At 67.3% G+C, this 22,494-nt stretch carries 17 protein-coding genes; 6 read left to right on the top strand and 11 right to left on the bottom strand.

The window, feature by feature from the left end:
- Positions 1-21: 21 nt before the first annotated feature.
- On the bottom strand, positions 22-918 hold the full coding sequence (gene panB / locus ACFVVC_RS03150) for a 3-methyl-2-oxobutanoate hydroxymethyltransferase (RefSeq protein ID WP_387449088.1): 897 nt from the start codon (positions 916-918) through the stop codon (positions 22-24).
- 277 nt (positions 919-1,195) lie between these two features.
- Between panB and glnA (ACFVVC_RS03155) the strand changes: the two genes are divergently transcribed.
- Genes glnA (ACFVVC_RS03155) through ACFVVC_RS03165 form a run of 3 tightly spaced genes read left to right on the top strand, consistent with a single transcriptional unit; the run spans position 1,196 to position 6,092 of the window.
- Positions 1,196-2,536, top strand: coding sequence for a type I glutamate--ammonia ligase (glnA, locus tag ACFVVC_RS03155; protein ID WP_109864349.1), 1,341 nt, complete (start codon positions 1,196-1,198; stop codon positions 2,534-2,536).
- 9 nt (positions 2,537-2,545) lie between these two features.
- On the top strand, positions 2,546-5,557 hold the full coding sequence (locus ACFVVC_RS03160) for a bifunctional [glutamine synthetase] adenylyltransferase/[glutamine synthetase]-adenylyl-L-tyrosine phosphorylase (protein ID WP_387449091.1): 3,012 nt from the start codon (positions 2,546-2,548) through the stop codon (positions 5,555-5,557).
- A complete protein-coding gene (locus tag ACFVVC_RS03165) occupies positions 5,547-6,092 on the top strand; it encodes a GNAT family N-acetyltransferase (protein WP_387449093.1) in 546 nt (181 codons plus the stop codon). The genes ACFVVC_RS03160 and ACFVVC_RS03165 overlap by 11 nt, the downstream gene beginning before the upstream one ends.
- Before the next feature lie 281 nt (positions 6,093-6,373).
- Here the strand turns inward: ACFVVC_RS03165 and glnA (ACFVVC_RS03170) are convergent, their stop codons facing one another.
- Entirely contained in the window at positions 6,374-7,798 is a 1,425-nt protein-coding gene (gene glnA / locus ACFVVC_RS03170) for a type I glutamate--ammonia ligase (protein ID WP_285242527.1), read from the bottom strand.
- 287 nt (positions 7,799-8,085) lie between these two features.
- Here glnA (ACFVVC_RS03170) and ACFVVC_RS03175 point away from each other — a divergent pair, with 287 nt between their 5' ends.
- Positions 8,086-8,523 carry an RDD family protein gene (locus tag ACFVVC_RS03175; protein ID WP_387449095.1) on the top strand — a complete coding sequence of 146 codons (438 nt, stop codon included), beginning with the start codon at positions 8,086-8,088 and terminating at the stop codon, positions 8,521-8,523.
- Positions 8,524-8,535: 12 nt separating this feature from the next.
- Here the strand turns inward: ACFVVC_RS03175 and ACFVVC_RS03180 are convergent, their stop codons facing one another.
- The 4 genes from ACFVVC_RS03180 to lipB form a co-directional block, all read right to left on the bottom strand.
- Complete coding sequence (locus ACFVVC_RS03180; protein ID WP_387449097.1) at positions 8,536-8,889, bottom strand: DUF3817 domain-containing protein; 354 nt, start codon at positions 8,887-8,889, stop codon at positions 8,536-8,538.
- Positions 8,890-9,003: 114 nt separating this feature from the next.
- Positions 9,004-9,756 carry a DUF4191 domain-containing protein gene (locus ACFVVC_RS03185; protein WP_387449098.1) on the bottom strand — a complete coding sequence of 251 codons (753 nt, stop codon included), beginning with the start codon at positions 9,754-9,756 and terminating at the stop codon, positions 9,004-9,006.
- 90 nt (positions 9,757-9,846) lie between these two features.
- Positions 9,847-10,866 (bottom strand): lipoyl synthase, encoded by a 1,020-nt coding sequence (gene lipA / locus ACFVVC_RS03190; protein WP_387449101.1) that lies wholly within the window; start codon positions 10,864-10,866, stop codon positions 9,847-9,849.
- Positions 10,863-11,531: a lipoyl(octanoyl) transferase LipB gene (lipB, locus tag ACFVVC_RS03195; RefSeq protein WP_387449103.1), complete on the bottom strand. Its 669-nt coding sequence runs from the start codon at positions 11,529-11,531 to the stop codon at positions 10,863-10,865. Before lipB ends, lipA begins: the two co-directional genes overlap by 4 nt.
- A 137-nt stretch (positions 11,532-11,668) precedes the next feature.
- Here lipB and ACFVVC_RS03200 point away from each other — a divergent pair, with 137 nt between their 5' ends.
- Positions 11,669-13,330, top strand: coding sequence for a protein kinase (locus ACFVVC_RS03200; protein ID WP_387449104.1), 1,662 nt, complete (start codon positions 11,669-11,671; stop codon positions 13,328-13,330).
- Between the two features lie 42 nt (positions 13,331-13,372).
- Here ACFVVC_RS03200 and ACFVVC_RS03205 read toward each other — a convergent pair whose 3' ends face one another.
- Positions 13,373-14,275, bottom strand: coding sequence for a TIGR01777 family oxidoreductase (locus ACFVVC_RS03205; RefSeq protein WP_387449106.1), 903 nt, complete (start codon positions 14,273-14,275; stop codon positions 13,373-13,375).
- 73 nt (positions 14,276-14,348) lie between these two features.
- On the opposite strand from ACFVVC_RS03205, the gene ACFVVC_RS03210 reads away from it, so the two are divergent.
- Positions 14,349-17,885 (top strand): S41 family peptidase, encoded by a 3,537-nt coding sequence (locus ACFVVC_RS03210; RefSeq protein WP_387449108.1) that lies wholly within the window; start codon positions 14,349-14,351, stop codon positions 17,883-17,885.
- A gap of 84 nt (positions 17,886-17,969) precedes the next feature.
- Here ACFVVC_RS03210 and ACFVVC_RS03215 read toward each other — a convergent pair whose 3' ends face one another.
- The 4 genes from ACFVVC_RS03215 to lpdA form a co-directional block, all read right to left on the bottom strand.
- Positions 17,970-18,398, bottom strand: a complete 429-nt coding sequence (locus ACFVVC_RS03215) for an OsmC family protein (protein WP_018761077.1) — start codon at positions 18,396-18,398, stop codon at positions 17,970-17,972.
- Positions 18,399-18,548: 150 nt separating this feature from the next.
- Entirely contained in the window at positions 18,549-18,902 is a 354-nt protein-coding gene (locus ACFVVC_RS03220) for a hypothetical protein (RefSeq protein WP_018761078.1), read from the bottom strand.
- 161 nt (positions 18,903-19,063) lie between these two features.
- A complete protein-coding gene (gene sucB, locus ACFVVC_RS03225; RefSeq protein WP_387449113.1) occupies positions 19,064-20,803 on the bottom strand; it encodes a 2-oxoglutarate dehydrogenase, E2 component, dihydrolipoamide succinyltransferase in 1,740 nt (579 codons plus the stop codon).
- A 114-nt stretch (positions 20,804-20,917) separates the two neighbouring features.
- Positions 20,918-22,300 (bottom strand): dihydrolipoyl dehydrogenase, encoded by a 1,383-nt coding sequence (lpdA, locus tag ACFVVC_RS03230; RefSeq protein WP_387449116.1) that lies wholly within the window; start codon positions 22,298-22,300, stop codon positions 20,918-20,920.
- Between the last annotated feature and the right edge of the window lie 194 nt (positions 22,301-22,494).

Consider the following 22,494-nt stretch of genomic DNA (forward strand, 5'->3'; position numbering starts at 1 on the left):
TCCGCGGGGGGAAGTTGAAAGTTAGAAGGAATGTTCCGGGCCGGGGAACTGGCCGGAGCGGACGTCGTCGCCGTAGGCGGTGGCCGCGTCCAGCAAGGTGGTGCGCAGGTCCGCGTATTGCTTGACGAATTTCGCCATCCGCCCGCCCCGCAGGCCTGCCATGTCCTGCCAGACGAGGACCTGGCCCGTGGTCGCGTTCCCGGCGCCAATGCCGATGGTGGGAACGTCCACGGCAGCGTCCACCGCGGCCGCGGTGTCTGCCGGCACCATTTCCATGAGCACGCAGAACGCGCCTGCGTCGGCGAGTGCGCGGGCATCGTCGATCAGCCGTTGGGCGTCGTCGCCCCGGCCTTGCACCCGGTATCCGCCCAGTGCGTGTTCGCTCTGGGGGGTGAAGCCGATGTGGGCCATCACCGGGATGCCCGCCTGCACCATTGCGCGCACCGTTGGCGCGTAGTACGCGCTGCCCTCGATTTTCACCGCATGCGCCAGGCCTTCCTTCAGGAAGCGGACGCCGGTGGCGACGGCCTGTTCGGCGCTGACCTCGTAGCTGCCGAAGGGCAGGTCCGCGACCACCATGGCGCGCTTCGCGGTCCTGGCCACGGCGCGGCACAGCGGCAGCAGTTCGTCCACGGTGACCGGAAGGCTGGTTTCGTTGCCGTATACGTTGTTGGAGGCCGAATCACCGACCAGCAGCACTTCAATGCCCGCAGCGTCAAAGATCTCCGCCGTGTACTGCTCGTAGGCAGTGAGCATGGCGAACCTGGTGCCGTCGCGCTTGGCCTGCTGCAGGTGGTGGATCCGGACCTTGGCCGGTTTCCGTGCGGCGGCCGATGCATCCTGGTGGCCGGGCCCACTGCCGTAGGGGGCGGGTACTTCGGCGGACGCGCTGGAGTCGGAGCTGTTGCTGGTGGCCATGGGATGAGCGTAGTGCGGGACCTGCCGTGCTTTCTACCGCAGCCGGTTCCGGGCAAAGGTGATTAGCGTCATAGCGGCCGTGCGGAACGCCCTGGACGTCCCACAGTAAACGCCGCCAGGGCGCCCTCGGGACTGCTCCGGAGGTTAATGCTGTGTTACGCACGGCTCAGGCTCAAGCATCGGCGCCGAATGATTAGTACAGTGTTGATGAACTGCTGCCGGCTTTCCCCTTTGCGCGGGCCCCGGAGCATGAACGTTGACCGGAGAAGAGGCCATCATGGACCGCCAGCAAGAATTTGTCCTGCGCACGATCGAAGAGCGCGACGTACGTTTCGTGCGCCTGTGGTTCACCGACGTCGTGGGATCGCTGAAGTCCGTCGCCCTGGCACCTGCCGAAGTCGAGGGCGCCTTTGAAGAAGGCCTTGGCTTCGACGGGTCCGCCATCGAAGGCCTGGCCCGGGTCTTCGAATCCGACATGCTGGCCCAGCCCGATCCGTCCACGTTCCAGATCCTGCCTTGGCGCGGCGAGACGGAACAGACCTCGCGCATGTTCTGCGACATCCTCACGCCCGACGGCGAACCCTCCGCAGCGGACCCCCGCAACGTCCTGAAGCGCACGCTGGCCAAGGCCGCGGACATGGGCTTCACCTGCTACACCCACCCGGAAATTGAGTTCTACCTCCTGAAGTCCCAGGAACCGGGCCCGAACGGTGCACCGGTGCCGGTTGACGAGGGCGGCTACTTCGACCACGTCCCGGGTGGTGTGGCCCAGGACTTTCGCCGCACCGCGGTAACCATGCTGGAATCGGTGGGAATCTCCGTGGAGTTCAGCCACCACGAGGCCGGACCTGGACAGAACGAGATCGACCTCCGCTACGCCGACGCACTGCAGACGGCGGACAACATCATGACGTTCCGCACCGTGATCAAGGAAGTGGCGTTGCAGCAGGGCACGTATGCCACCTTCATGCCCAAGCCGTTCACCGACCACCCCGGTTCCGGCATGCACACGCACTTCTCCTTGTTCGAGGGCGACACCAACGCGTTCTTCGAGGCCGGCGCCGAGTTCCAGTTGTCCAAGACGGCCCGGCAGTTTATTGCCGGCATCCTCAAGCACGCACCGGAGTTCACCGCCGTCACCAACCAGTTCGTCAACTCCTACAAGCGCCTCTGGGGCGGGGGCGAGGCTCCGAGCTACCTGAGCTGGGGGCACAACAACCGGTCCGCGCTGGTCCGCGTTCCGCTGTACAAGCCGGGCAAGGGCCAGTCCGCCCGGATCGAATACCGTGGAATCGACTCGGCGGCCAACCCCTACCTGGCCTACGCCGTCCTGCTCGGTGCGGGCCTGAAGGGCATCGAGGAAGGCTACGACCTGCCGGCGGCCGCAGAGGACGACGTCTGGTCGCTGAGCTCGGCCGAACGCCGCGCCATGGGCCACGATCCGCTCCCGGCGAGCCTGCACGATGCCATCCGGTCCATGGAAGATTCCGAGCTGATGCCGCAAATCCTGGGCGAACAGGTCTACGAGCACTTCCTTCGCAACAAGCGCGCGGAATGGCAGGACTACCGCCTGCAGGTGACGCCCTACGAGCTGCAGCGCAACCTCGGCATCCTCTAGGTGCCCGGCGTGAGCCTGGCACGCCGCCTCATCGCGGCCGGATTCAGCGACCTGGAGAAGGGCGAACGGTTCCTGGCCGCGCGCGAACTCGAGGGGCTGGACCAGGACAGGCTCTTCGCCGGGCTGCAGCTGGCGGCCAGCCCGGATACTGCACTGCAGTCCCTGGTCCGGCTGATCGAAAAGCACCCGCAGCTCCGGGACCTGGCAGCCGCCGAACCGGAGGCCAGCGAACCGCTGTACCGCGTCCTGGGGGCCTCCGAGGCGCTGGGGGAGTTCCTCATCCGGCACCCCGAACACCTGGACGCATTCCGGGTCCGCGCCAGTCCCGAACCGCTGCCCGCCGATCCTGACCGGCTCCGGGCCAAACTCCTGCAATCAGTGGGCGCCGACCCGCGCGCCGCCCGTCCCGTCGCCGCCGTGACCGGCGTCGACGCCTATGCCGCCCTGCGCACGGCGTACCGGCGCGGGCTGGTGGACCTGGCCGTCAAGGACCTCTGTGCCGCGGATCCGCTGGACTTCCTGCCGTCGGTGGGCCGTGAACTGGCGGACCTCGCGGCCGCCGCCATCGAAGCCGCCCTCGCGGTGTCCCGCGCCGAGGCGGCCGGCCAGTTCGGCGCCCCCGACGTCGTCGACGTCGGCCTCGCCGTCATCGGGATGGGCAAATGCGGGGCCCGCGAGCTGAACTATATCTCCGACGTCGACGTCATCTACGTAGTGGACGCCGGAAGCCTGGACGACGCGCACGCCAACACCATCGGCACCGCCCTGGCCAGCGGCATTTCGCGGGCCATCTCGTCGGTGGCCCGGGAGCCTGGGCTGTGGGAAGTGGACGCGAACCTTCGTCCCGAGGGGAAATCCGGTCCGCTGGTCCGCACCCTTGCCTCGCACGAGATGTACTACGCCAGGTGGGCTGAAAGCTGGGAATTCCAGGCGCTGCTGAAAGCGCGGGCCATGGCCGGCGATGCCGCGTTGGGCCGGCAATATGAGGAAGCCGTGGCGCCGCTGATCTGGAATTCGGCGGGGCGCGAAGGCTTCGTTGAATCCGTCCAGGCCATGCGGCGCAGGGTGACCGAGCACATCCCGCCCGCGGAGGAACAACGGCAGATCAAGCTGGGCCGCGGCGGCCTGCGGGACGTCGAATTCACCGTCCAGCTGCTTCAGCTGGTGCACGGCAAGGCTGATGAGTCATTACGACGACGGGACACCACCTCGGCGATCGCCGCATTGTCTGCCGGCGGGTACATCGGCCGGTCCGACGCTGCCGCGTTCGACAATGCCTACCGGTACCTGCGCCTGCTGGAACACCGGATCCAGCTGTTCCAGCTGCGCCGTACCCACCTCATGCCGGTGGCGGAGCCGGCCCTGCGCTCCTTGGCCAAGGCAGTGCTGGGACCGTTCTCCAACGAGCGGCCCGGACCCGATGCGCTGCTGTCCGCGTGGCACCGGACCAAGCGCTCGGTCCGGGAACTGCATGAACGCATTTTCTACCGGCCTCTGCTGAACACGGCGGCCAAGCTCAGCACTGAGGACGCAAAGCTGACGCCGGAAGCCGCCCAGGGGCGGCTTGCCGCCCTCGGCTACCGGGACCCGCAAGGGGCGATGCGCCACATCGAGGCGCTGACGGCCGGAGTCAGCCGCCGCGCGGCGCTCCAGCGGCAGCTGCTGCCCATCCTGCTGGACTGGCTTGCCGAGGGGGTCGATCCCGATGCCGGGCTCCTGGCCTTCCGGCGCGTCAGCGAGGCGCTGGGCACCACGCACTGGTATCTGGGCATGCTGCGGGATTCCAACGCTGCCGCCGAACGCCTGTGCCACATGCTGTCCAACTCCCGGCTGATCGCCGACCTGCTGGAAGTATCGCCGGAGTCCGTTGCATGGCTGGGGCAGGACAAGGACCTGGTGCCGGTGGGCTTTGAAGCCCAGTGGCAGGAAATCACCGCCAAGATGTCCCGGCACGCGGACCCGGAGAGCGCCATGCGCCTGATCCGGTTGATCCGGCGCCGGGAGATCCTGCGCATCGCCATCGCCGATTCGGCCGGCCTGCTGGACCAGGACCAGGTGGGCAGGGCGCTGGCGGACACTGACCGTGCAGCCGTCCTGGGCGCGCTCAGGGTCGCCGAGGGGATCGTTTCCGCCGGCGGCCCGCTCAAGACCACCGTCCTGGTGGTGGCTATGGGCCGCCAGGGCGGACGGGAGATCGGCTATGGCTCCGACGCCGACGTCATGTACGTGCACCGGGCCCTCCCCGGCTTCACTGAGGCCGAGGCGCAGGAACAGGCCACCCGCCTCGTGGCAAAGGTATCCAGCCTGCTCACCCAGCCGCTGAAACCGGCCATCATGGCCGAACGCGTGCTCCAGATGGATGCCGACCTCCGGCCGGAGGGCAAGAACGGGGCTATGGTGCGTTCGCTGGACTCCTTCGCCGAGTACTACCGCCGGTGGTCCCTGATTTGGGAGGCGCAAGCACTGCTGCGGGCACGCCCGATGGCCGGCGACGATGGCCTCGCCGCTGATTTCCTTGATCTGATCGACCCCATCCGGTACCCGGCGTCGGTTTCCGACCAGGACGTACGCGAGATCCGGCGGATCAAGGCCAGGGTGGAGTCGGAGCGGCTGCCCCGCGGCGCCGACCCCGCACGGCACTTGAAGCTGGGCCGCGGAGGCTTGAGCGACGTCGAGTGGCTGGTGCAACTGCTGCAGCTCCAGCACGCCGGGAAGCATCCGGAACTGCGGACCACGTCCACCCTGGAGGCCCTGTCCGCGGCGGCTGGCCTGGGGCTGCTGGATGACGCGGATGCCGTGCTCCTGGCCGATGCCTGGCGGCTGGCAAGCCGGATCCGATCCGCCAACGTCATCTGGAGCGGCAAGGCTTCGGACCTCCTGCCATCCTCCCGCCGGGACCTGGAAGCCGTAGCGCGCTGGTGTGGCTACGAGCCGGGCCGCGCCGCAGCGCTGGAGGAGGATTACCTGAGGGTGAGCCGGCGGGCCCGGGCGGTCTTTGAACGCGTCTTCTATGGCCAATGAGGCGCCGGGGTGGGTCTGGCTCATCCCGCTTCGCGACCTCGACCCGGACGCCCGGGCCATCCAGCTCGGTGCCGTAGCTGGCCTGGGGTTGCAGCCGGGCCAGGAACGCTTCGTCGGCGACCCCCTGCGCATGGCACTGGCAGGGCTGGAAGAAGAATCGAGGCGCCCGTACGTGGTGGAGGCCTCCGGGTCCGCCGTCGGGGTGTTGACGCTCCAGCTGGGCGCTGCCCGGCTGGCCGGTTGGCCGGACGACGATTCAGCCTGGCTGCTCCGCGGGTTCCTCATCGACCGCAGGCACCAGGGCAAAGGGCTGGGGACGCTCGCGGCCCTTGCCGCCGTGGACGCCGCCCGGCGGCTTACCGCCCGGCACCAAAGCGGCGAGGCCGGCGTCGTCCTGTCCGTCAACGAGGCAAACAAGGCAGGCGTGTCCGCCTACCTGCGCGCACGTTTCGTTGATACCGGACAGTACCTGGGCGGATCCGCGGGGCCGCAACGGACCATGTTCCACAGTTTCATTGGCGTGGCACCCCCGTAACGCGCCGCACCGGCATTGCGCTCAGCAAGCGTTTGCCCGATCATGTGGATTGGCGGTGTTCTTCAACCTTGTTGGGGGGAAGGCTGTACTGAGTCTTCGTCTCGGGGGGCATCCGTCAGGGGGTCCGGCTCCCGGTCTCAGCACGTCTGGAGCCGGGCCCCCACCTTTCTGCCTACCGTTCCTGCGGGCCTGGGGCCGGGGAACGGAAAAAGGCGGCCACCGGATGGTTCCGGTGGCCGCCTTTTCACTAACTCAGCGGGCCTGGCACGCAGGCCAACAGGCTAGACGCCGTAGTAGAGCTCGAACTCGTAGGGGTTCGGGCGCAGCGACAGCGGGCGGATCTCGTTCTCGTACTTGTACTCGATCCAGGTGTCGATCAGGTCCTGGGTGAACACGCCGCCGGCCTGCAGGAACTCGTTGTCCTCGCGCAGGGCCTCCAGGGCTTCCTCCAGCGTGCCCGGAGCCTTGGGGATGTCCTTGGCTTCCTCGGCCGGGAGCTCGTAGAGGTCCTTGTCGATGGGAGCCGGGGGCTCAATGCGGTTGCGGATGCCGTCGATGCCGGCCATCAGCTGGGCCGCGAAGGCCAGGTACGGGTTGGAGGAGGGGTCCGGCGCGCGGAACTCGATGCGCTTGGCCTTCGGGTTGGAGCCCGTGATCGGGATACGGATACCGGCGGAGCGGTTGCCCTGCGAGTAGACCATGTTGACCGGGGCCTCGAAGCCCTTGACCAGGCGGCGGTAGGAGTTCACCGTCGGGTTGGTGAAGGCCAGGACGGCGGAGGAGTGCTTCAGCAGGCCGCCGATGTACCAGCGGGCGGTATCGGACAGGCCGGCGTAGCCCTTCTCGTCGTAGAACAGCGGCTCTCCACCGTTCCACAGCGACTGGTGGCAGTGCATGCCCGAGCCGTTGTCGCCGAAGACCGGCTTCGGCATGAAGGTGACCGACTTGCCCCAGGCGTCGGCGGTGTTCTTGATGACGTACTTGAACTTCTGCAGGTCATCTGCCGCGTGGGTCAGGGTGGTGAACTTGTAGTTGATCTCGGCCTGGCCGGCAGAGCCAACTTCGTGGTGGCTGCGCTCGACCTCGAGGCCGGCTTCGTCCAGGGCAACGCACATGGCATCGCGCAGGTCGGCCTGCTTGTCGGTGGGGGAGACCGGGAAGTAACCGCCCTTGACGGGGGTCTTGTAGCCCAGGTTGCCGCCCTCTTCCTCGCGGCCGGTGTTCCAGTGGGCTTCCTCAGAGTCGATCTTGTAGAAGCTGCCCTGCGGTGAGGACTGGTACTGGACGTTGTCGAACACGAAGAACTCGGCTTCGGGGGCGAAGAACGCGGTGTCGGCGATGCCGGTGGAGGCCAGGTAGGCCTCTGCCTTCTCGGCCACGCCACGGGGGTCGCGGTGGTACGGGTCGCCGGTGCGCGGGTTCACGATCGAGAAGTTCAGCGCGAGGGTCTTCTCCATGCGGAAGGTGTCCAGGAACGCGGTGGTCACGTCCGGGATCAGCTGCATGTCAGATTCGGCGATGCCCTGGAAGCCGCGGATGGAGGAACCGTCGAAGAGCTGGCCGTTGACGAAGAAATCGGCGTCAACACTCTTCGCGGGGACGTTGAAGTGCTGCTGGACGCCCGGAAGATCGGTGAAGCGGATATCGACGAACTTTACATCTTCGTCCTTGATGAACTTGAGGACTTCGTCCGCAGTCTTGAACATCTATGCTCCTAACGCATATGTAAATATCTGGCATGCAAGCCATGTGGTCCAGCGCAATCCAAAGGCAGGGAGAACGCAAGGTTTTCCCTGCTGGTACACCTGCCGAGGGGATTTGCTTGAAACTCCTCACAGCCTATGGATCAGGCATTTCCCGTCCGTGTCCGCATTGTTTCGGGCAGGTTACAGAATGCCCTGCTATGGAAACGCTATCGCCGGTCCACAGTGTGGTCCAACCCCATCCACACTGTGGGCGTCCCCACCTGCCGCAGGGCCGGTAGGCTTGGACGGTGGTAGATCGCAAAGACATTGGTTCCTGGCTCAGCGGACCGGACACCTCCGGCGTCTCCAAATATCCGGGGGAGCGGCTGGGCCTGCCGGAGTCCGGTCCCGGCTCCATCGCACGGGCGGGACGCAGGATCGTCGCGATCATGATCGACTGGGGCATTGCGCTGCTGATCAGCAACTTCGCCTTCGGTGGCGACTCCTGGGCGACGCTCGGGGTCTTCGCCATTGAGCAGATCCTGCTGGTGGGAACCCTCGGCTACAGCATCGGCCACCGGGTGATGGGCATTGCCGTGGTGAGGCCCGGCGGCGGCACCCCGGGACCACTCGCGGCCCTGGTGAGGACGGTGCTGCTGTGCCTGGTCATCCCCGCCGTCATCTTCGATCCCGACCAGCGCGGCCTCCACGACAAGGCCATGAATACGCTGCTGATCCGCCGGTAGCCGCTGCGCTTGTCAGGTGCGGCTGGACGTGAGGCGGGCTGGCGTGCTCTCCGGCATGGGCGCACCAAGGTAGCCGCGGCGTCCGGCCCAGCGCTCGAACAGGATGGTCGCGAACGGGAAGATCGCGGAGAAACCTGCCAGTGCCGCCACCCTGAAAGGCCACCGCTGCACGCGCCATAGCGTCAGCGCTGCCAAGCCGTAGCCGATGAACAGCGCGCCATGGACCGGGCCCGCCACCTGGACGCCAAGTTCGGTGGTTACCGCAATCCATTTGACGTACATCCCGGCCAGCAGTGCTGCCCAGCTGCAGGCTTCGGCGATGGCGAGGATCCGGAAAACCCGGATCACGGTGGTCCTCAGCGGCATGGTGGTGTTCCTGTCGTTGGTAGGTGCACGGTCCGTCATACGGCGGCCGCCGCTTCGGCGGCAAGAAAAAACGCCCCGGCGGCCGGCTGTGCCGGTACCGGGGCGTTCGGTGAGCTAGCGTCCGCGGTTGGGACGGGCCTTGTACGGGTCGATGCCCTTGGGGATCGGCAGCCGGGTGCCCATGGATGCGATGCGCTTGGACACGGTGCTGACCTCCAGCTTGGTCAGTTCGTTCTTCATCTTGCCCATCTTCTTGGCCACCTGGCTCAGCGGGACCTGGCCTTCGCCGTGCCCGGTCTGGATCGTGTGGACCGGAACGTTGGGCAGGATCCGGGCGAGGCGCTTGCGCTCGGCATCCAACAGGGGCTTCACGCGGTGGGTGGGGCCTTCACTGACAAGGACGACGCCGGGACGGCCCACCGCACGGAACACGGCATCCTGCGTGCGGGGGTTGACAGCCACAGGCTGTTCCTCGGTGATCCAGCCACGCCGCAGCGTGCCCAACGCGGCACCGGAGGCGCCGGGCTGGTTTTCGATTTGTGCGAACGCCGCGCGTTCGGCGCGGCGGGAGAGAATGAAGGTTGCTGCCAGCAGGCCCAGCGGAATACCGATGATCAGGCCGGTGATCCAGTTATCCAGCCAGAAGCCCACCAGGAAGCTCGCGGCCACAACGCCCAGGAACACCAGGAGCATCAGCCACGGAACCATGGGGTCGTGGCGGCGGGTCATGGTGAAGACCTCGCCGATCTGCTTGAGCCTGCTGGGCTTCTTGGCCTTCGCTTCCTTTGGCTTGCGCGAGAACAGGCCGCGCTTCACCGCGCTTGGGCCCGCCGGGGTGGAGTTGCTGGAGTCAGGGGATTTAGCCATAGTGCCTCAATTCTACGTGACTTAAACGCCAGGGCCGGACGCCGGAATCCGCCGGTGTCCGGCCCTGTGGCCAGTCGGCGCGGGGGCACGTCAGGAATGTGCTCCGAGGAGGGTGCTGGCTTCCTGGCGGGTGGTGCCGGAGTCTTGGATGCCGTCGGCGATGTGGGCGAGTTCGGCGGGGATGTCGCGGCCTTTTTTGCGCATGGCGGTGGCCCAGAGGCGGCCGGCGCGGTAGGAGGAGCGGACCAGGGGGCCGGACATGACGCCGAGGAAGCCGATTTCCTGGGCTTCGTGCTGGAGGTCCACGAATTCCTGGGGTTTGACCCAGCGGTCCACGGGAAGGTGGCGTTCACTCGGGCGGAGGTACTGGGTGATGGTGATCAGGTCGCAGCCGGCGGCGTGGAGGTCGCGGAGGGCTTCGGAGATTTCCTCGCGGGTTTCGCCCATGCCCAGGATGAGGTTGGATTTGGTGACCATGCCCAGGTTGCGGCCCTGGGTGATGACGTCCAGGGAGCGGTCGTAGCGGAACGCGGGCCGGATCCGTTTGAAGATCCGGGGCACGGTTTCGACGTTGTGGGCGAAGACTTCGGGGGCGGAGTCGCAGATCGCTTTGATGTGCTCGGGGTTGCCGGAGAAGTCGGGGATGAGCAGTTCCACGCCGGTGCCGGGGTTCAGTTCGTGGATCTTCCGGACGGTTTCGGCGTAGAGCCAGACGCCTTCGTCGGCGAGGTCGTCGCGGGCGACGCCGGTGACGGTGGCGTAGCGCAGTTGCATGGAGTGGACGGAGCGGGCCACCTTGGTGGGTTCGAACATGTCCACGGGGGAGGGTTTGCCGGTGTCGATCTGGCAGAAGTCGCAGCGGCGGGTGCATTCGGACCCGCCGATCAGGAAGGTCGCTTCCTTGTCTTCCCAGCATTCGAAGATGTTGGGGCAGCCGGCTTCTTCGCAGACGGTGTGCAGGCCTTCTTTTTTGACCAGGTTCTTCAGCCCGACGAACTCCGGGCCCATCTGGACCTTGGCCTTGATCCACTCCGGCTTCCGCTCCACCGGAACGGCAGCATTGCGCTGCTCGATCCGCAGCATCTTCCGGCCTTCAGGTGCCAATGTCACAGTAGAGCTCCTTCAGGGCTCGAAACCAATGCTTCTTCGTGCTTGTGGAATTCCTCCACGAACCGGTCCACGATGTGGGCCGGACGGATGTCCTGTCCTGTTTCCAGGGACATGGTGGTCACGCCGGCGTCGGTGATGCCGCAGGCAATGATCTGGCCGTAGGGGGCGAGGTCGTTGCTGCAATTGATGGCGATGCCGTGAATGGTGACGCCGTTCAAGACCCGGATGCCGATGGCGGCAATCTTGCGGTCGGGACCCTTGGCGTCCGCCTTGATCCAGACGCCGGCCCGACCCTTGATCCGTTCCGCCTTGATGCCGTAGTCCGCCATGACCGTGATCATGATGTCTTCGAGGCGTTCCACGTAGTCGCGGATGCCGGCACGGTTCTTCAGCTTCAGGATGGGGTAGGCCACCAGTTGCCCCGGGCCGTGCCAGGTGAGTTTGCCGCCGCGGTCCACCGCGACGACCGGCGTGCCGTCAAAGGGCCGTTCGTGGTCTTCGGTGAGCTTGCCGGCCGTATAAACGGCTGCGTGCTCCAGGAGCAGAACTGTGCTGGGGGCAACTCCGGCGACAACCTTGTCATGGAGTTCGCGCTGGGCTTCCCAGCCTTCCATGTAGTCAACGAAGTCAGGGGCAAGACCCAGCCGTGAAAACTCAAGAGTCATGGGATCCAGCTTAGACCCCGAAGCCGTCCCGGCCCGGTTTAGTGTCCAAGCTCACCGGGGGCACCCAATGTGACTGCGGCGGCCGAGGCCTGTGGATAACTTCTGCAGCCCGCCCGGGATTCCGATAGACATGGAGCATGGATGGCGCACAGGCTCCCGAGGTCCCCGGCTACGACGTCGGCCGGCTGCTTGGCCGCGGCGGCAGCGCGGATGTGTGGCTGGCCAGGGAACAGCGCACGGGCAGGGACTTCGCGCTGAAGTGCTTCCGTGCCCCGGCGGGCGGGGCCCCGGATGAGGCCATGCCGGAGGAGGAGGTGCGGAGGGAAATCCGCATCCTCTCGGTCTTGGACCACCCGCACCTCATCAGGGCCCACAATGCCGTGCGCATCGCCGGGCCCGCGCCGCGGACGGCCCTGACCATGGACTTCGCCGCGGGCGGTTCGCTGGCGCAGTTGGTGGCATCCCGGGGCAGCCTCAGCGTGGGGGAGAGCGTCACCGTGCTGACTCCCATTGCCCAGGCCCTGGGGTACCTGCACGCCCAAGGTTTCACGCACTCGGACGTGGCGCCCGGGAACATCCTGTTCACCGGGCAGGGGAAACCGATGCTTTCCGACGTCGGTGTGGCCCGGATGCTCGGCGATCCTGGCCATGCGGTGACGGCTGGAACCGGCGGCTTCCTTGACCCGTCGCCGGTTGATGCCGCCCGCGCGGGGCTTCAGCCCGGGCGCGACGTCTTCTCGCTGGCAGCGATTGGCTGGTTTTGCCTGACCGGCCAAGCGCCCGGCCGCACGCTGGACCGCCCGCCGCTGTCCCTGCTGGTTCCCGGTGTCCCGAACGAGCTTGCCGCAGCCCTCGAACAAGGGTTGAACGAGGACCGCCGGCTGCGGCCTACTGCTATGGCGCTGGGTACCGCCGTCTACCGCAGTGCGGAGGCACTGCCTCTTGACCTCTCGGGTGCCGTCCATCCCACGGTCCTTCCGGAGCTGCTCACCCGCCGCAGTATCCCCGCCGCAGCGAAAGGTACCGCGCTGGGCACGAAACTCCGGCGACTGCGGCGGCGGGTCTCGACCTTGCGGTTCTCGGGTCCCGCAGCGCGCGCCCGGATCCGCCCCCTTCCTTTCATCCAGGCCGAAACAACATCACACGGTAAGCATGCGGCCGGACCTCCCGGGGCCCGGTCTCTGCACATTCCGCGGCTGCCGGCCCGGCTCGCCTTGCCGGCAGTGGGTGTGGCAGCGGCGGGGATCTGGTGGCTGTCCGCGTTCGCCGGCGCAGGACTCTGGCCCGGCGGCGCCGGACCGGTCATGCCGGTGGACTCCGCTGCCGGCGCCCCGTCTGTTCCGGCCGCGCCAGGCCATGACGCCGGGCGTGGGCCCGCCAACACGCTGGGCGAGGCCCAGCAACGAGCCGCGGCCGCCGATCCCACGACCGCTGTGCGTGGGCTGGCAGCGCTGAGGGACTATGCCTTCAATACCGGCAGCTTGGACCTGCTGTCCGCCGTCAACGCGCCCGGTTCGGCCGCAGCGGCCGCGGACCAGGACATTGCCGGGCCATTGGGTGCCTCCGGTCAGCGCCTCGACGGTTTCACCACCACGGTATCGGACGTCACGCCCGAATCCGGGTCGACCCAGGGCCGTGCCATAGTGCGGCTGACCTCCGCCTCGTCGGGTTACAAGGTCGTGAGCCCGGAGGACGAGGTGGTAGCGACGGGGTCAGCCAGCCCGGCCCAGCCGCTCAGGCTGGTCCTGGTGACCGTGGACGGCCGTTGGAGGATCAGCGACATCCTTCCGGGCGGGTGACGAGGGGCTTTCGAGCACCGGCTGTGGCATCGGTACTTCGGGTCAGCTGCCGCTGTCCTTCCCTGCGACCCAGCGGGCTGCGGCGTCAAGGTTCCCGTGCTGCCACCGGAAGCCGGCAGCCGACAGGACGGCAGGCTCCATCCGCTGGCTGAACAGCAGAAGCTCTTCGGCGAGGCCGGGCATCACGGTCCGCAGCACGGGCGCCGGAACCCGCAGCACGGCAGGCCGGTGCAGGGCGCGCGCCAGTGCCGCGACGATCGCATTGACGTCCGCCTGCCCGGGTGCCGCGACGTTCACCGGCCCTGCCACCTGGGATTCGAGGAGGAACAGGAAAGCAGCGGATACATCCGGAAGCGTCACCCAGGGCCAGAACTGGCGGCCGCTACCGAACGGGCCGCCCACGCCCAGCCGCAACAGGGGGAGCAGCTTGCCCAGTGCTCCGCCGGAACGGCTGAACACCACCCCGGTGCGGGGCGTCACTACGCGAACACCCGCGGGCGCCAGATTGGCTTCCCGTTCCCACTCGATGCAGATCTGCGCCAAGGTGCCTGAACCGGCAGGTCCGTCCTCGCGCAGGACCGTGTTGCCGGCGTCGCCGTAATAGCCTGAGGCCGATTGGCTGATGAAGGTGGCAGGCGGGGACTCCAGCTGCGCCATGGCCTGCACCAGGGTCCTGGTGGGCGCCAGCCGCGAGCTGAACAGTTCCTCTACCCGGCGCTGCGTCCAGGGCCTGTCTCCGATGCCGGCTCCGGCCAGGTTGACGACGGCGTCGGCGCCGGCAAGTGCGCCGGGGTCCAGGACGCCGGCCGCCGGATCCCACCTGATCTCTGATGCGCCCGCGGGCTGGCGGCGGACCAGTGTCGCCACCGAGTGGCCGGCGTCGCGGAAGGCTGCGGACATGGAGGTGCCGATGAGCCCGGAGGCGCCGGCCATGACGATGTGCATGGTCCATCTCACCACGCCAGCGCGGCTCCGGCACCTCCCGCGGGGGCAGGCGGTGGTTGACTATGATCGAACGATGACTTCCTCGAGCTACTTCCGTTTCCCGCATCTGCACGGCGACCTGGTCACCTTCGTGGCCGAGGACGACGTCTGGATCGCGCCCTTGGACGGCGGCCGGGCCTGGCGCGTCTCGTCCCTCCAGCTACCCGCCCGCAACCCGCGGTTCACCCCGGACGGCAAGCGGCTGGTATGGACAGTGGTGCAGGGCACGGCGCCGGAGGTTGTCTCGGCACAGGTCGACGGCGGCGGGTACCGGCAACTGACGTATTTCGGGCACAGCAGCACCAGGGTCAAGGGGTTCACCGCCGGCGGTTCCGTGGTGGTCACGAGCGCATTCCGGCAGGCTGAAAGCCGGCACACCTACGCCTACAGTGTCCCGTTGGACGGCGGGTGGGCGCAGGAACTGCCGTACGGTCCGGTTGAATCCGTGGCGTTCGGCCCCGAAGTGGGCGACGAACGCCCGGTGGTGCTGGGGACCGTCCTGTCCCGCGAACCGGCATGGTGGAAGCGGTACCGCGGCGGCACGGCCGGAAAGCTGTGGATCGACAACGACGGCAACGGCGAATTCGAGCGGCTGCTGCCGGACCTGGACGGCAACCTCGCCGACCCCCTCTGGGTGGATGGCCGGATCGCCTTCCTCTCCGACCATGAGGGCTACGGCAACCTTTACTCGGTGCTGCCCAACGGACGGGACCTGCGCCGGCACACGGACCACCAGGACTTCTATGTCCGCCACGCCGCCACCGACGGCAAACGGGTCATCTTTGAATCCGCCGGTGAACTTTGGGTCTTGAACGACCTCGGGTCGGAGGCGGCCAAGCTGGAGATCTCCCTGGGCTCCGCCTCGCAGACCAGGCGTCCGGCCCTCCTCGATGCGGCAAAGCACCTGGGTGCGGTGGCACCTGATACCACCGGTGCCGCCAGCGCCGTCGAATCGCACGGAACCATTCACTGGGTACGCCACAAAGACGGCCCCTCCCGCATCATTGAAGCAACCCCGGGCGTCCGCGGCCGTCTGCCCAGGCCCCTCGGCGACGGCCGCATCGCCTACATTGCCGACCACGACGGCGTCGAGGCGCTGCACATCAAGGACATCGCCGCCCCTGTCCCGCACGGGGCCCGGCAGATGACGGCAGCAGAGGACAAGAAAGCCGCGACGGACCACTCCGCCGATGCCGGCAAGACCGGCGGGGATGGCCCGGAAACGGTCAACCTGCCGCAACCGGTCCCCGCCTCCGGCGCCGCAGTGCTCTCAGGAGGCAACCAGCATGTTCCCGCTGACGACGACCAGCAGGCCGACGTCGCACCACAGGACTCGACTGCCGCGGCGGAAGCCCTGGAGGAGACGTCGCTCGCCGGCATCACGGTCCCTACGCCGTCGCGCGCCAGTTCCCTCGAAGCCAGCCCGGACGGCCGGTGGATAGCCTTGGGCACCTCCTTCGGCGACGTCCATGTGGCCGATACACGTACCGGCAACCTCACGCGCGTCGCCAGCATCGGCGAAGGCAGTATCTCCGAGCTCGCTTGGTCCGCGGACTCACGCTGGCTGGCGTGGTCGGAACCGGTCACGTCCTTCGGCTCACGCAGCCGCCTGCGACTGGCCACCGTGGACCGCCTCGACGCCGACCCCGTGGAGGTCACTGACGGCCGTTTCCGTGACGCCTCACCGTCCTTCACCCCGGATGGCAAGTTCCTGGCGTTCCTGTCCAACCGGAGCTTCGACCCCGTCTACGACGGGCACTCGTTCGACCTCTCTTTCCCCAGCCCCATCAAGCCCTACCTGGTGGCACTCGCAGCTGACACGCCGTCGCCCTTTGGCCCGTCGGTGGATCCTGCCGGCGAGGAGACCGCACCCGAAACCGTAAAGGACGGCGCGGACGCAAGCGAAGGGCAGCAGGACGGTGCGGCAGCTGTCCACGTCGACGCGGAAGGCCTGGCGCACCGCGTCATCGGGGTTCCCGTACCCCAAGGCAACTACAGCTCACTGAAGGCCGTGGACGGCGGACTCCTGTGGCTCGACTCCGTCCTGGCCGGCGTGACGGGCGACGGCAAGGCCAGCCAGGAGGACAAAGACGCGCGCCCCAGCCTGGTCCGCTACGACGTCGCCCGCCGCAAGCAAGCCACGCTGGTGGACGCCGTGGACAGCTACCGCCTGTCCGGGGACCGCAGCAAGGTGGTCCTGGTCTCGGACAAGCAGGTCACTGCCGTTCCGTCCGATGCAAAGGCGGATGAGGAATCCGGCAAAGCCGTCAAGGTGGACTTGGGCAGGATCAGGGTCCTGCTGGACCCGCTCAGCGTCTGGGGACAGGCGTTCGATGAAGCCTGGCGCCTGCAGCGCGACTTCTTCTGGACCGAAGACATGGCCGGCCAGGACTGGGAATCGATCCGCGCCCGGTACCGCCCCCTGGTGGACCGCCTGGGCTCGCACGATGACCTGGTGGACCTGCTGTGGGAGTTGCACGGCGAACTCGGCACATCCCACGCCTACGTGCGCCCGGCCGCTGTGACGGAGCGGGGCAGCCGCGGGCAGGGCCGGCTCGGCGCCGACCTCACCCACACACCGCAGGGCTGGGAGATCACCCGCATCCTGGCCGGTGAGTCCTCCGATCCGCTCGCCACCTCGCCGCTGACCCGGCCGGGTGTCAGCGCCAAGGCAGGGGACATCCTCCTTGCCATCGATGGTGTCCCGCTGTCACAGGCCGTCACCCCGGCCATGCAGCTGGTGGGAGCAGCCGGACGCGCAGTCGAGCTGACCCTGCTCAACGGCCCGGGACACGGCGGCGCTGCAGGCACCCAGCGGCGGGTCGCCGTCGTGCCTGTCAAGGACGAGGAACGGCTGCGCTACCAGGAATGGGTCGCCGGCAACCGGCGCACCGTCCGGGAGGCCTCAGACGGAACATTCGGCTACCTCCACATCCCGGACATGATGGCCAATGGCTGGGCGCAGCTGCACCGGGACCTGGACACTGAAACCGCGCTGGACGGACTCATTGTCGATGTGCGCCGGAACCGCGGCGGCCACACCTCCCAGCTGGTCGCCGAGCTGATCGGCCGCAAGGTCACCGGCTGGAGCATGCCGCGCGGGGAGAAGCCCCGGACGTATCCGCACCACGCCCCGCGCGGGCCGGTGATCATCCTCGCCGACGAATTCGCCGGCTCGGACGGCGACATCATCACCCAGGTCTCCAAACTGCGGGGGATCGGGCCAGTCATCGGAACGCGGACCTGGGGCGGCGTGGTGGGCATCGACAACCGCTTCTCCCTGGCCGACGGCACAGGCGTCACCCAGCCCAGGTACGCCACCTGGTTCGGCGGCGGTGTGGGCTGGGGCGTCGAAAACTACGGCGTGGATCCGGACATCGAAGTGACCTACCCGCCGCACGCTTACGCCGCCGGCCGCGATCCCCAGCTTGAGTACGGCATCGGCGCGCTGAAGGAAATGATCCAGGAACTGCCCACCGACCGTCCCCCGGCCCGCTCCGGATACCGCCGCCTGAAGCCTGCGCCGCTGCCGGCGCGCCGGCAGGTCAGCCAGGCGGAGCCCCCGGCTTAGGGTTCCTGCAGGCAAACCAAAAGGCCCTGCCCCGCCGGACATCCGGCGGGGCAGGGCCTTTTCGCGTGGTCTATGCCGGAAGGCCTACGCCTGCAGCGTGGCATCCAGGGTGATCTCGATGCCGGCGAGGGCCTGGGACACCGGGCAGCCCTTCTTCGCGGCCTCGGCGATCCGCTGGAAGTCCTCCTCCGAAATGCCGGGAATGCGGGCATTCAGGGTCAGATGGCTGCCCGTGATGCCGGTCCCCGGCTGGAAGCCGACCTCGGACTTCGTGTTGACTTCCTCGGGCGTGAAGCCGGCCTGGCTCAGTTCGTGGCTGAACGCCATGGAGAAGCATGCCGAGTGGGCAGCGGCGATCAGCTCTTCCGGGCTGGTCTTTCCGCCGGCGGCCTCGGTGCGCGCCTTCCAGGTGACATCGAAGGTGCCCAGTCCGGAGCTGTCCAGGGTGGTGTTGCCCGAACCCTCAGTCAGGCTTCCGGTCCATACGGTGTGCGCGTTGCGTGTTGTCGCCATGTCTCTCCTCAACGTCGATTCGAATCCGGGCCGGGCGCTGCGGCCGGGCCCGCCGTTTTCCATCCTAGGGACCACTCCCGTCCGGTGCACGGGTTGTCCGCTCTCAGAGGATTATGACCGGATGGACGGAAGGGGCCGCCTGGTGCAGGCTTACTGCCAGATGGTGGCGATGGCTACGTTGACCAGTGCCAGGCCGCCGACGCCGTGGGCGAGGCCGGTGGAGACGGGCTGCCCGTTCTTGACCTTGCGGGTTCCGATGACGGCCAGGACTGCCACGACGACAGCAATGACGAATTTGATGCCCAGCTTGGCGTAATTGGGATCCTTGTCCGGGAGGAACGGCAGGATGCCCATCATGGCAATGCCGGTGAGGAGCTGGAGGAAGGCACCGTCGCGCTGGCGGGGGTGGACGGTGGGGGTCCGCATCGTGGCAATCCAGTAGCCCACGATCATGGCGGCTCCAACGACGTGCAGGAAGACCAGGATGTTGAAGAGAATAGTCATGGCACCAGCTTAGCCAGTCAGTTCTACGTCACGTAGCAAAACCACGCGGTGCCCCACGGCGGCTCCGGGAACGGGTGCGTTGGTTAAACCGCGACGGCGGCACCGGCGCGGGTGGTCTCCCACCTGCGCCGGCACCGCCGTCGTTGTCTTCGCTGTGGAGGCTAGAGCCCCAGGTCGGCTTCGAAGGCGCCCTCTTCCAGGCGTGCCTTCAAGGTCTGGAGGAAGCGGCCGGCGTCGGCACCGTCCACCAGGCGGTGGTCGTACGTCAGGGACAGGTACATCATGGAGCGGATGGCGATCGAGTCGTCACCGTTCTCGTCAGCGACCACGACGGGCCGCTTGACGATGGCGCCGGTGCCCAGGATGCCCACCTGCGGCTGGTTGATGATCGGGGTGTCGAACAGGGCGCCAACGGAACCGATGTTGGTGATGCTGAACGTGCCGCCGGACAGTTCGTCCGGGCCGATCTTGCCGTCGCGGGTGCGGGAGGCGACGTCGGCGATCTTGCCGGCGAGGCCGGCAAGGTTCAGGTTGCCGGCGTCGGCGATGACCGGTACAAGCAGGCCCTTGTCGGTGTCGACGGCGATCGCCAGGTGCTCGGCGTTGTGGTAAGTGATTTCCTGCTTGTCTTCGTCGTATGCAGCGTTGAGCTTCGGGTGCTGCTTAAGGGCCTCGGCCACAGCCTTGGCGATGAAGGGCAGGAACGTCAGCTTGGTGCCGTTCTGGGCCTGGAAGGAGTTCTTGGCCCGGGCGCGCAGCTTGGCGACCTTGGTCATGTCCACTTCGTGGACCTGGGTGAGCTGGGTGGAGATTTCCAGCGATTCACGCATGCGCCGGGCGATGACCTGGCGGATGCGGGGAGCCTTCTGGCTGGTGCCGCGCAGGGAGGAGGCGGCAGCACCGGAAGAGGCCGGAGCGGACGCGGCGGGCGCTGCAGCCGGAGCTGCGGCGGGAGCGGCTTTTGCCACTGCCGCGGCGAGGACATCCTGCTTGCGGATGCGGCCGCCGACGCCGGTGCCGGACAGCGAAGTGACGTCAACGCCGTGCTGGTTGGCGAGCTTGCGGACCAGGGGAGTGACATAGCCGGACTCGGAGCCAGCTGCCGGGGCTGCCTGAGCAGCAGGTGCGGCGGCCGGGGCCGGAGCAGCAGCAGGTGCGGCAGGGGCGGCAGCAGCAGGAGCCGCGGCAGGGGCCGGGGCGGGAGCTTCCTGCTTAGGGGCCTCCTGCTTGGGGGCCTCGGGTGCGGGTGCGGCAGCCGGAGCCGGGGCCGAAGCAGCGGGAGCGCCGGAGCCAATAACGGCAAGTACGGAACCGACTTCGGCGGTCTCGTCCTCGTTGACCCGTATTTCCTGCAGGGTGCCTGCGACCGGAGACGGAATTTCGGTGTCCACCTTGTCAGTGGAAACCTCGAGCAGCGGCTCATCCACCTCAACGGAATCGCCTACGGCCTTCAGCCAGCGGGTGACGGTGCCTTCGGTGACGCTTTCGCCAAGCGCGGGCAGGGTGACCTCGTGGCTCTCGCCACCGGCCGACGGTGGCTGCTGGGCGGGAGCTTCCTGGGCCGGTGCCTCCTGGGCGGGTGCTTCCTCAGCCGGTGCCGGAGCTTCCTGGGCGGGAGCCTCCTGCGCGGGGGCCTCTTCGGCGAGGGCGGAACCGCCGCCGGAGCCGTCACCGATGCGCACCAGCGGTGCGCCTACCTCGGCGGTCTCATCTTCAGCGACCAGGATTTCTTCAATCACGCCAGCTACGGGAGAGGGGATTTCAGTGTCTACTTTGTCGGTGGAGACTTCGAGCAACGGCTCGTCCACCTCTACCCGGTCACCTACCTGCTTGAGCCAGCGGGTGACGGTTCCTTCGGTGACACTCTCACCGAGGGCGGGCAAGTTAACGGATTCAGACATGTCGTCCCCGTTCTCCTTATTGATCTTTAGTGCGAATGATTGCTGCCATGGTGGAAGCCTAGTGCACCCGGTCTGGGCGGCCGGGTGCACTAGGCCTGGTAATGCTTTGGAAAATCAGCCGTGCAGCGGCTTGCCGGCCAGTGCCAGGTGGGCTTCGCCGAGCGCCTCGTTCTGGGTGGGGTGGGCGTGCACCAGCTGTGCCACGTCCTCCGGGTAGGCTTCCCAGTTCACGATCAGCTGGGCCTCGCCCACCTGCTCGCCCATGCGGGCACCGATCATGTGGACGCCCACTACGGGGCCGTCCTTCTGGCGGACCAGCTTGACCAGGCCTGAGGTGCCCAGGATGGAGCTCTTGCCATTGCCGGCCAGGTTGTACTCCTGGGTCTGCACCTGGTCGTCGCCGAACTTTTCCTTGGCAGCCTTCTCGGTGTAGCCAACGGTGGCGATTTCGGGTTCGGAGTAAGTGACCTTGGGGATGTTGATGTCCTCGACGACCACCGGCTTCAGGCCGGCGATTTCCTCGGCTACGAAGATGCCCTGCTGGTAGCCGCGGTGCGCCAGCTGCACGCCGGGAACGATGTCGCCCACCGCGTAGATGTTGCCGACGCCGGTGTGCAGGCGCTCGTTGGTGATCACGAAGCCGCGGTCAATGGTGATGCCCGCGTCCTCGTAGCCCAGGTTGGCTGTGACGGGTCCGCGGCCAACGGCGACCAGCAGCAGGTCGGCTTCGAAGGTCTTGCCGTCCACGAGGGTGACCTTGACGCCGTCGTCATTTTGCTCGACGCCCTGGAAGAAGATTCCGGTGGAGAACTTGATGCCGCGTTTCTTGAAGGCACGCTCGAAGTTCTTCACGATCGTGGCGTCCTCGTTGGGGACGAGGGAGGGCAGGCCTTCGACGATGGTGACGTCCACGCCGAACGACTTCCAGACCGAGGCGAATTCGACGCCGATGACGCCGCCGCCGAGGATGATGGCGCTCTTGGGGATGAAGTCCATGGTGAGGGCCTGGTCCGACGTGATGACCTTGCCGCCGATTTCCAGGCCGGGCAGGGTGCGGGAGTACGAGCCGGTGGCCAGGACGATGTTCTTGCCCTTGTAGGCGGTGCCGTTCACGACGACGGTGTCGGTGCCCTGCAGCTTGCCCTCACCCTCGATGACGGTGATGCCCTTGGACTTGATGAGTCCCTGCAGGCCCTTGTACTTGCCGGCGATAATGCCGTCCTTGTACGCGTTGACAGCGTTGATGTCGATGCTGTCGAGGGTGACGTTCACGCCGTACTTGGCGGAGTCACGGGCGTGGTCGGCCAGCTCTGCAGAGTGCAGCAGGGCCTTGGTGGGGATGCAGCCGTTGTGGAGGCACGTGCCGCCCAGCTTGCCCTTCTCCACGAGGCCGACGGTAAGGCCCAGCTGTACCGCCCGCAGCGCCGCGGCGTACCCGCCGCTGCCGCCACCGAGTACCAGGATGTCGAATTCTTGCGCAGTTGCCTGATCGGCCACTAAAACGCTCCCTCGCGTGAACGATGACGCGATCAGCGCGCATCATCTGGTCTTGGAACTTGCACTGCCGTGATTATGTCAGCAGGGCAACTCTCTTGCATTTGTGACTACCGTGGTTCACCTTAGCGAACCACCTGTCCATGCTCCACCTTGGCGGCGCGTTTGTGGAGCGCTTGTGGCCAGTGTCACGCGGC

Origin of the sequence: Pseudarthrobacter sp. NPDC058196, from assembly GCF_042882685.1 — a bacterium.
Taxonomy (GTDB): Bacteria; Actinomycetota; Actinomycetes; order Actinomycetales; family Micrococcaceae; genus Arthrobacter.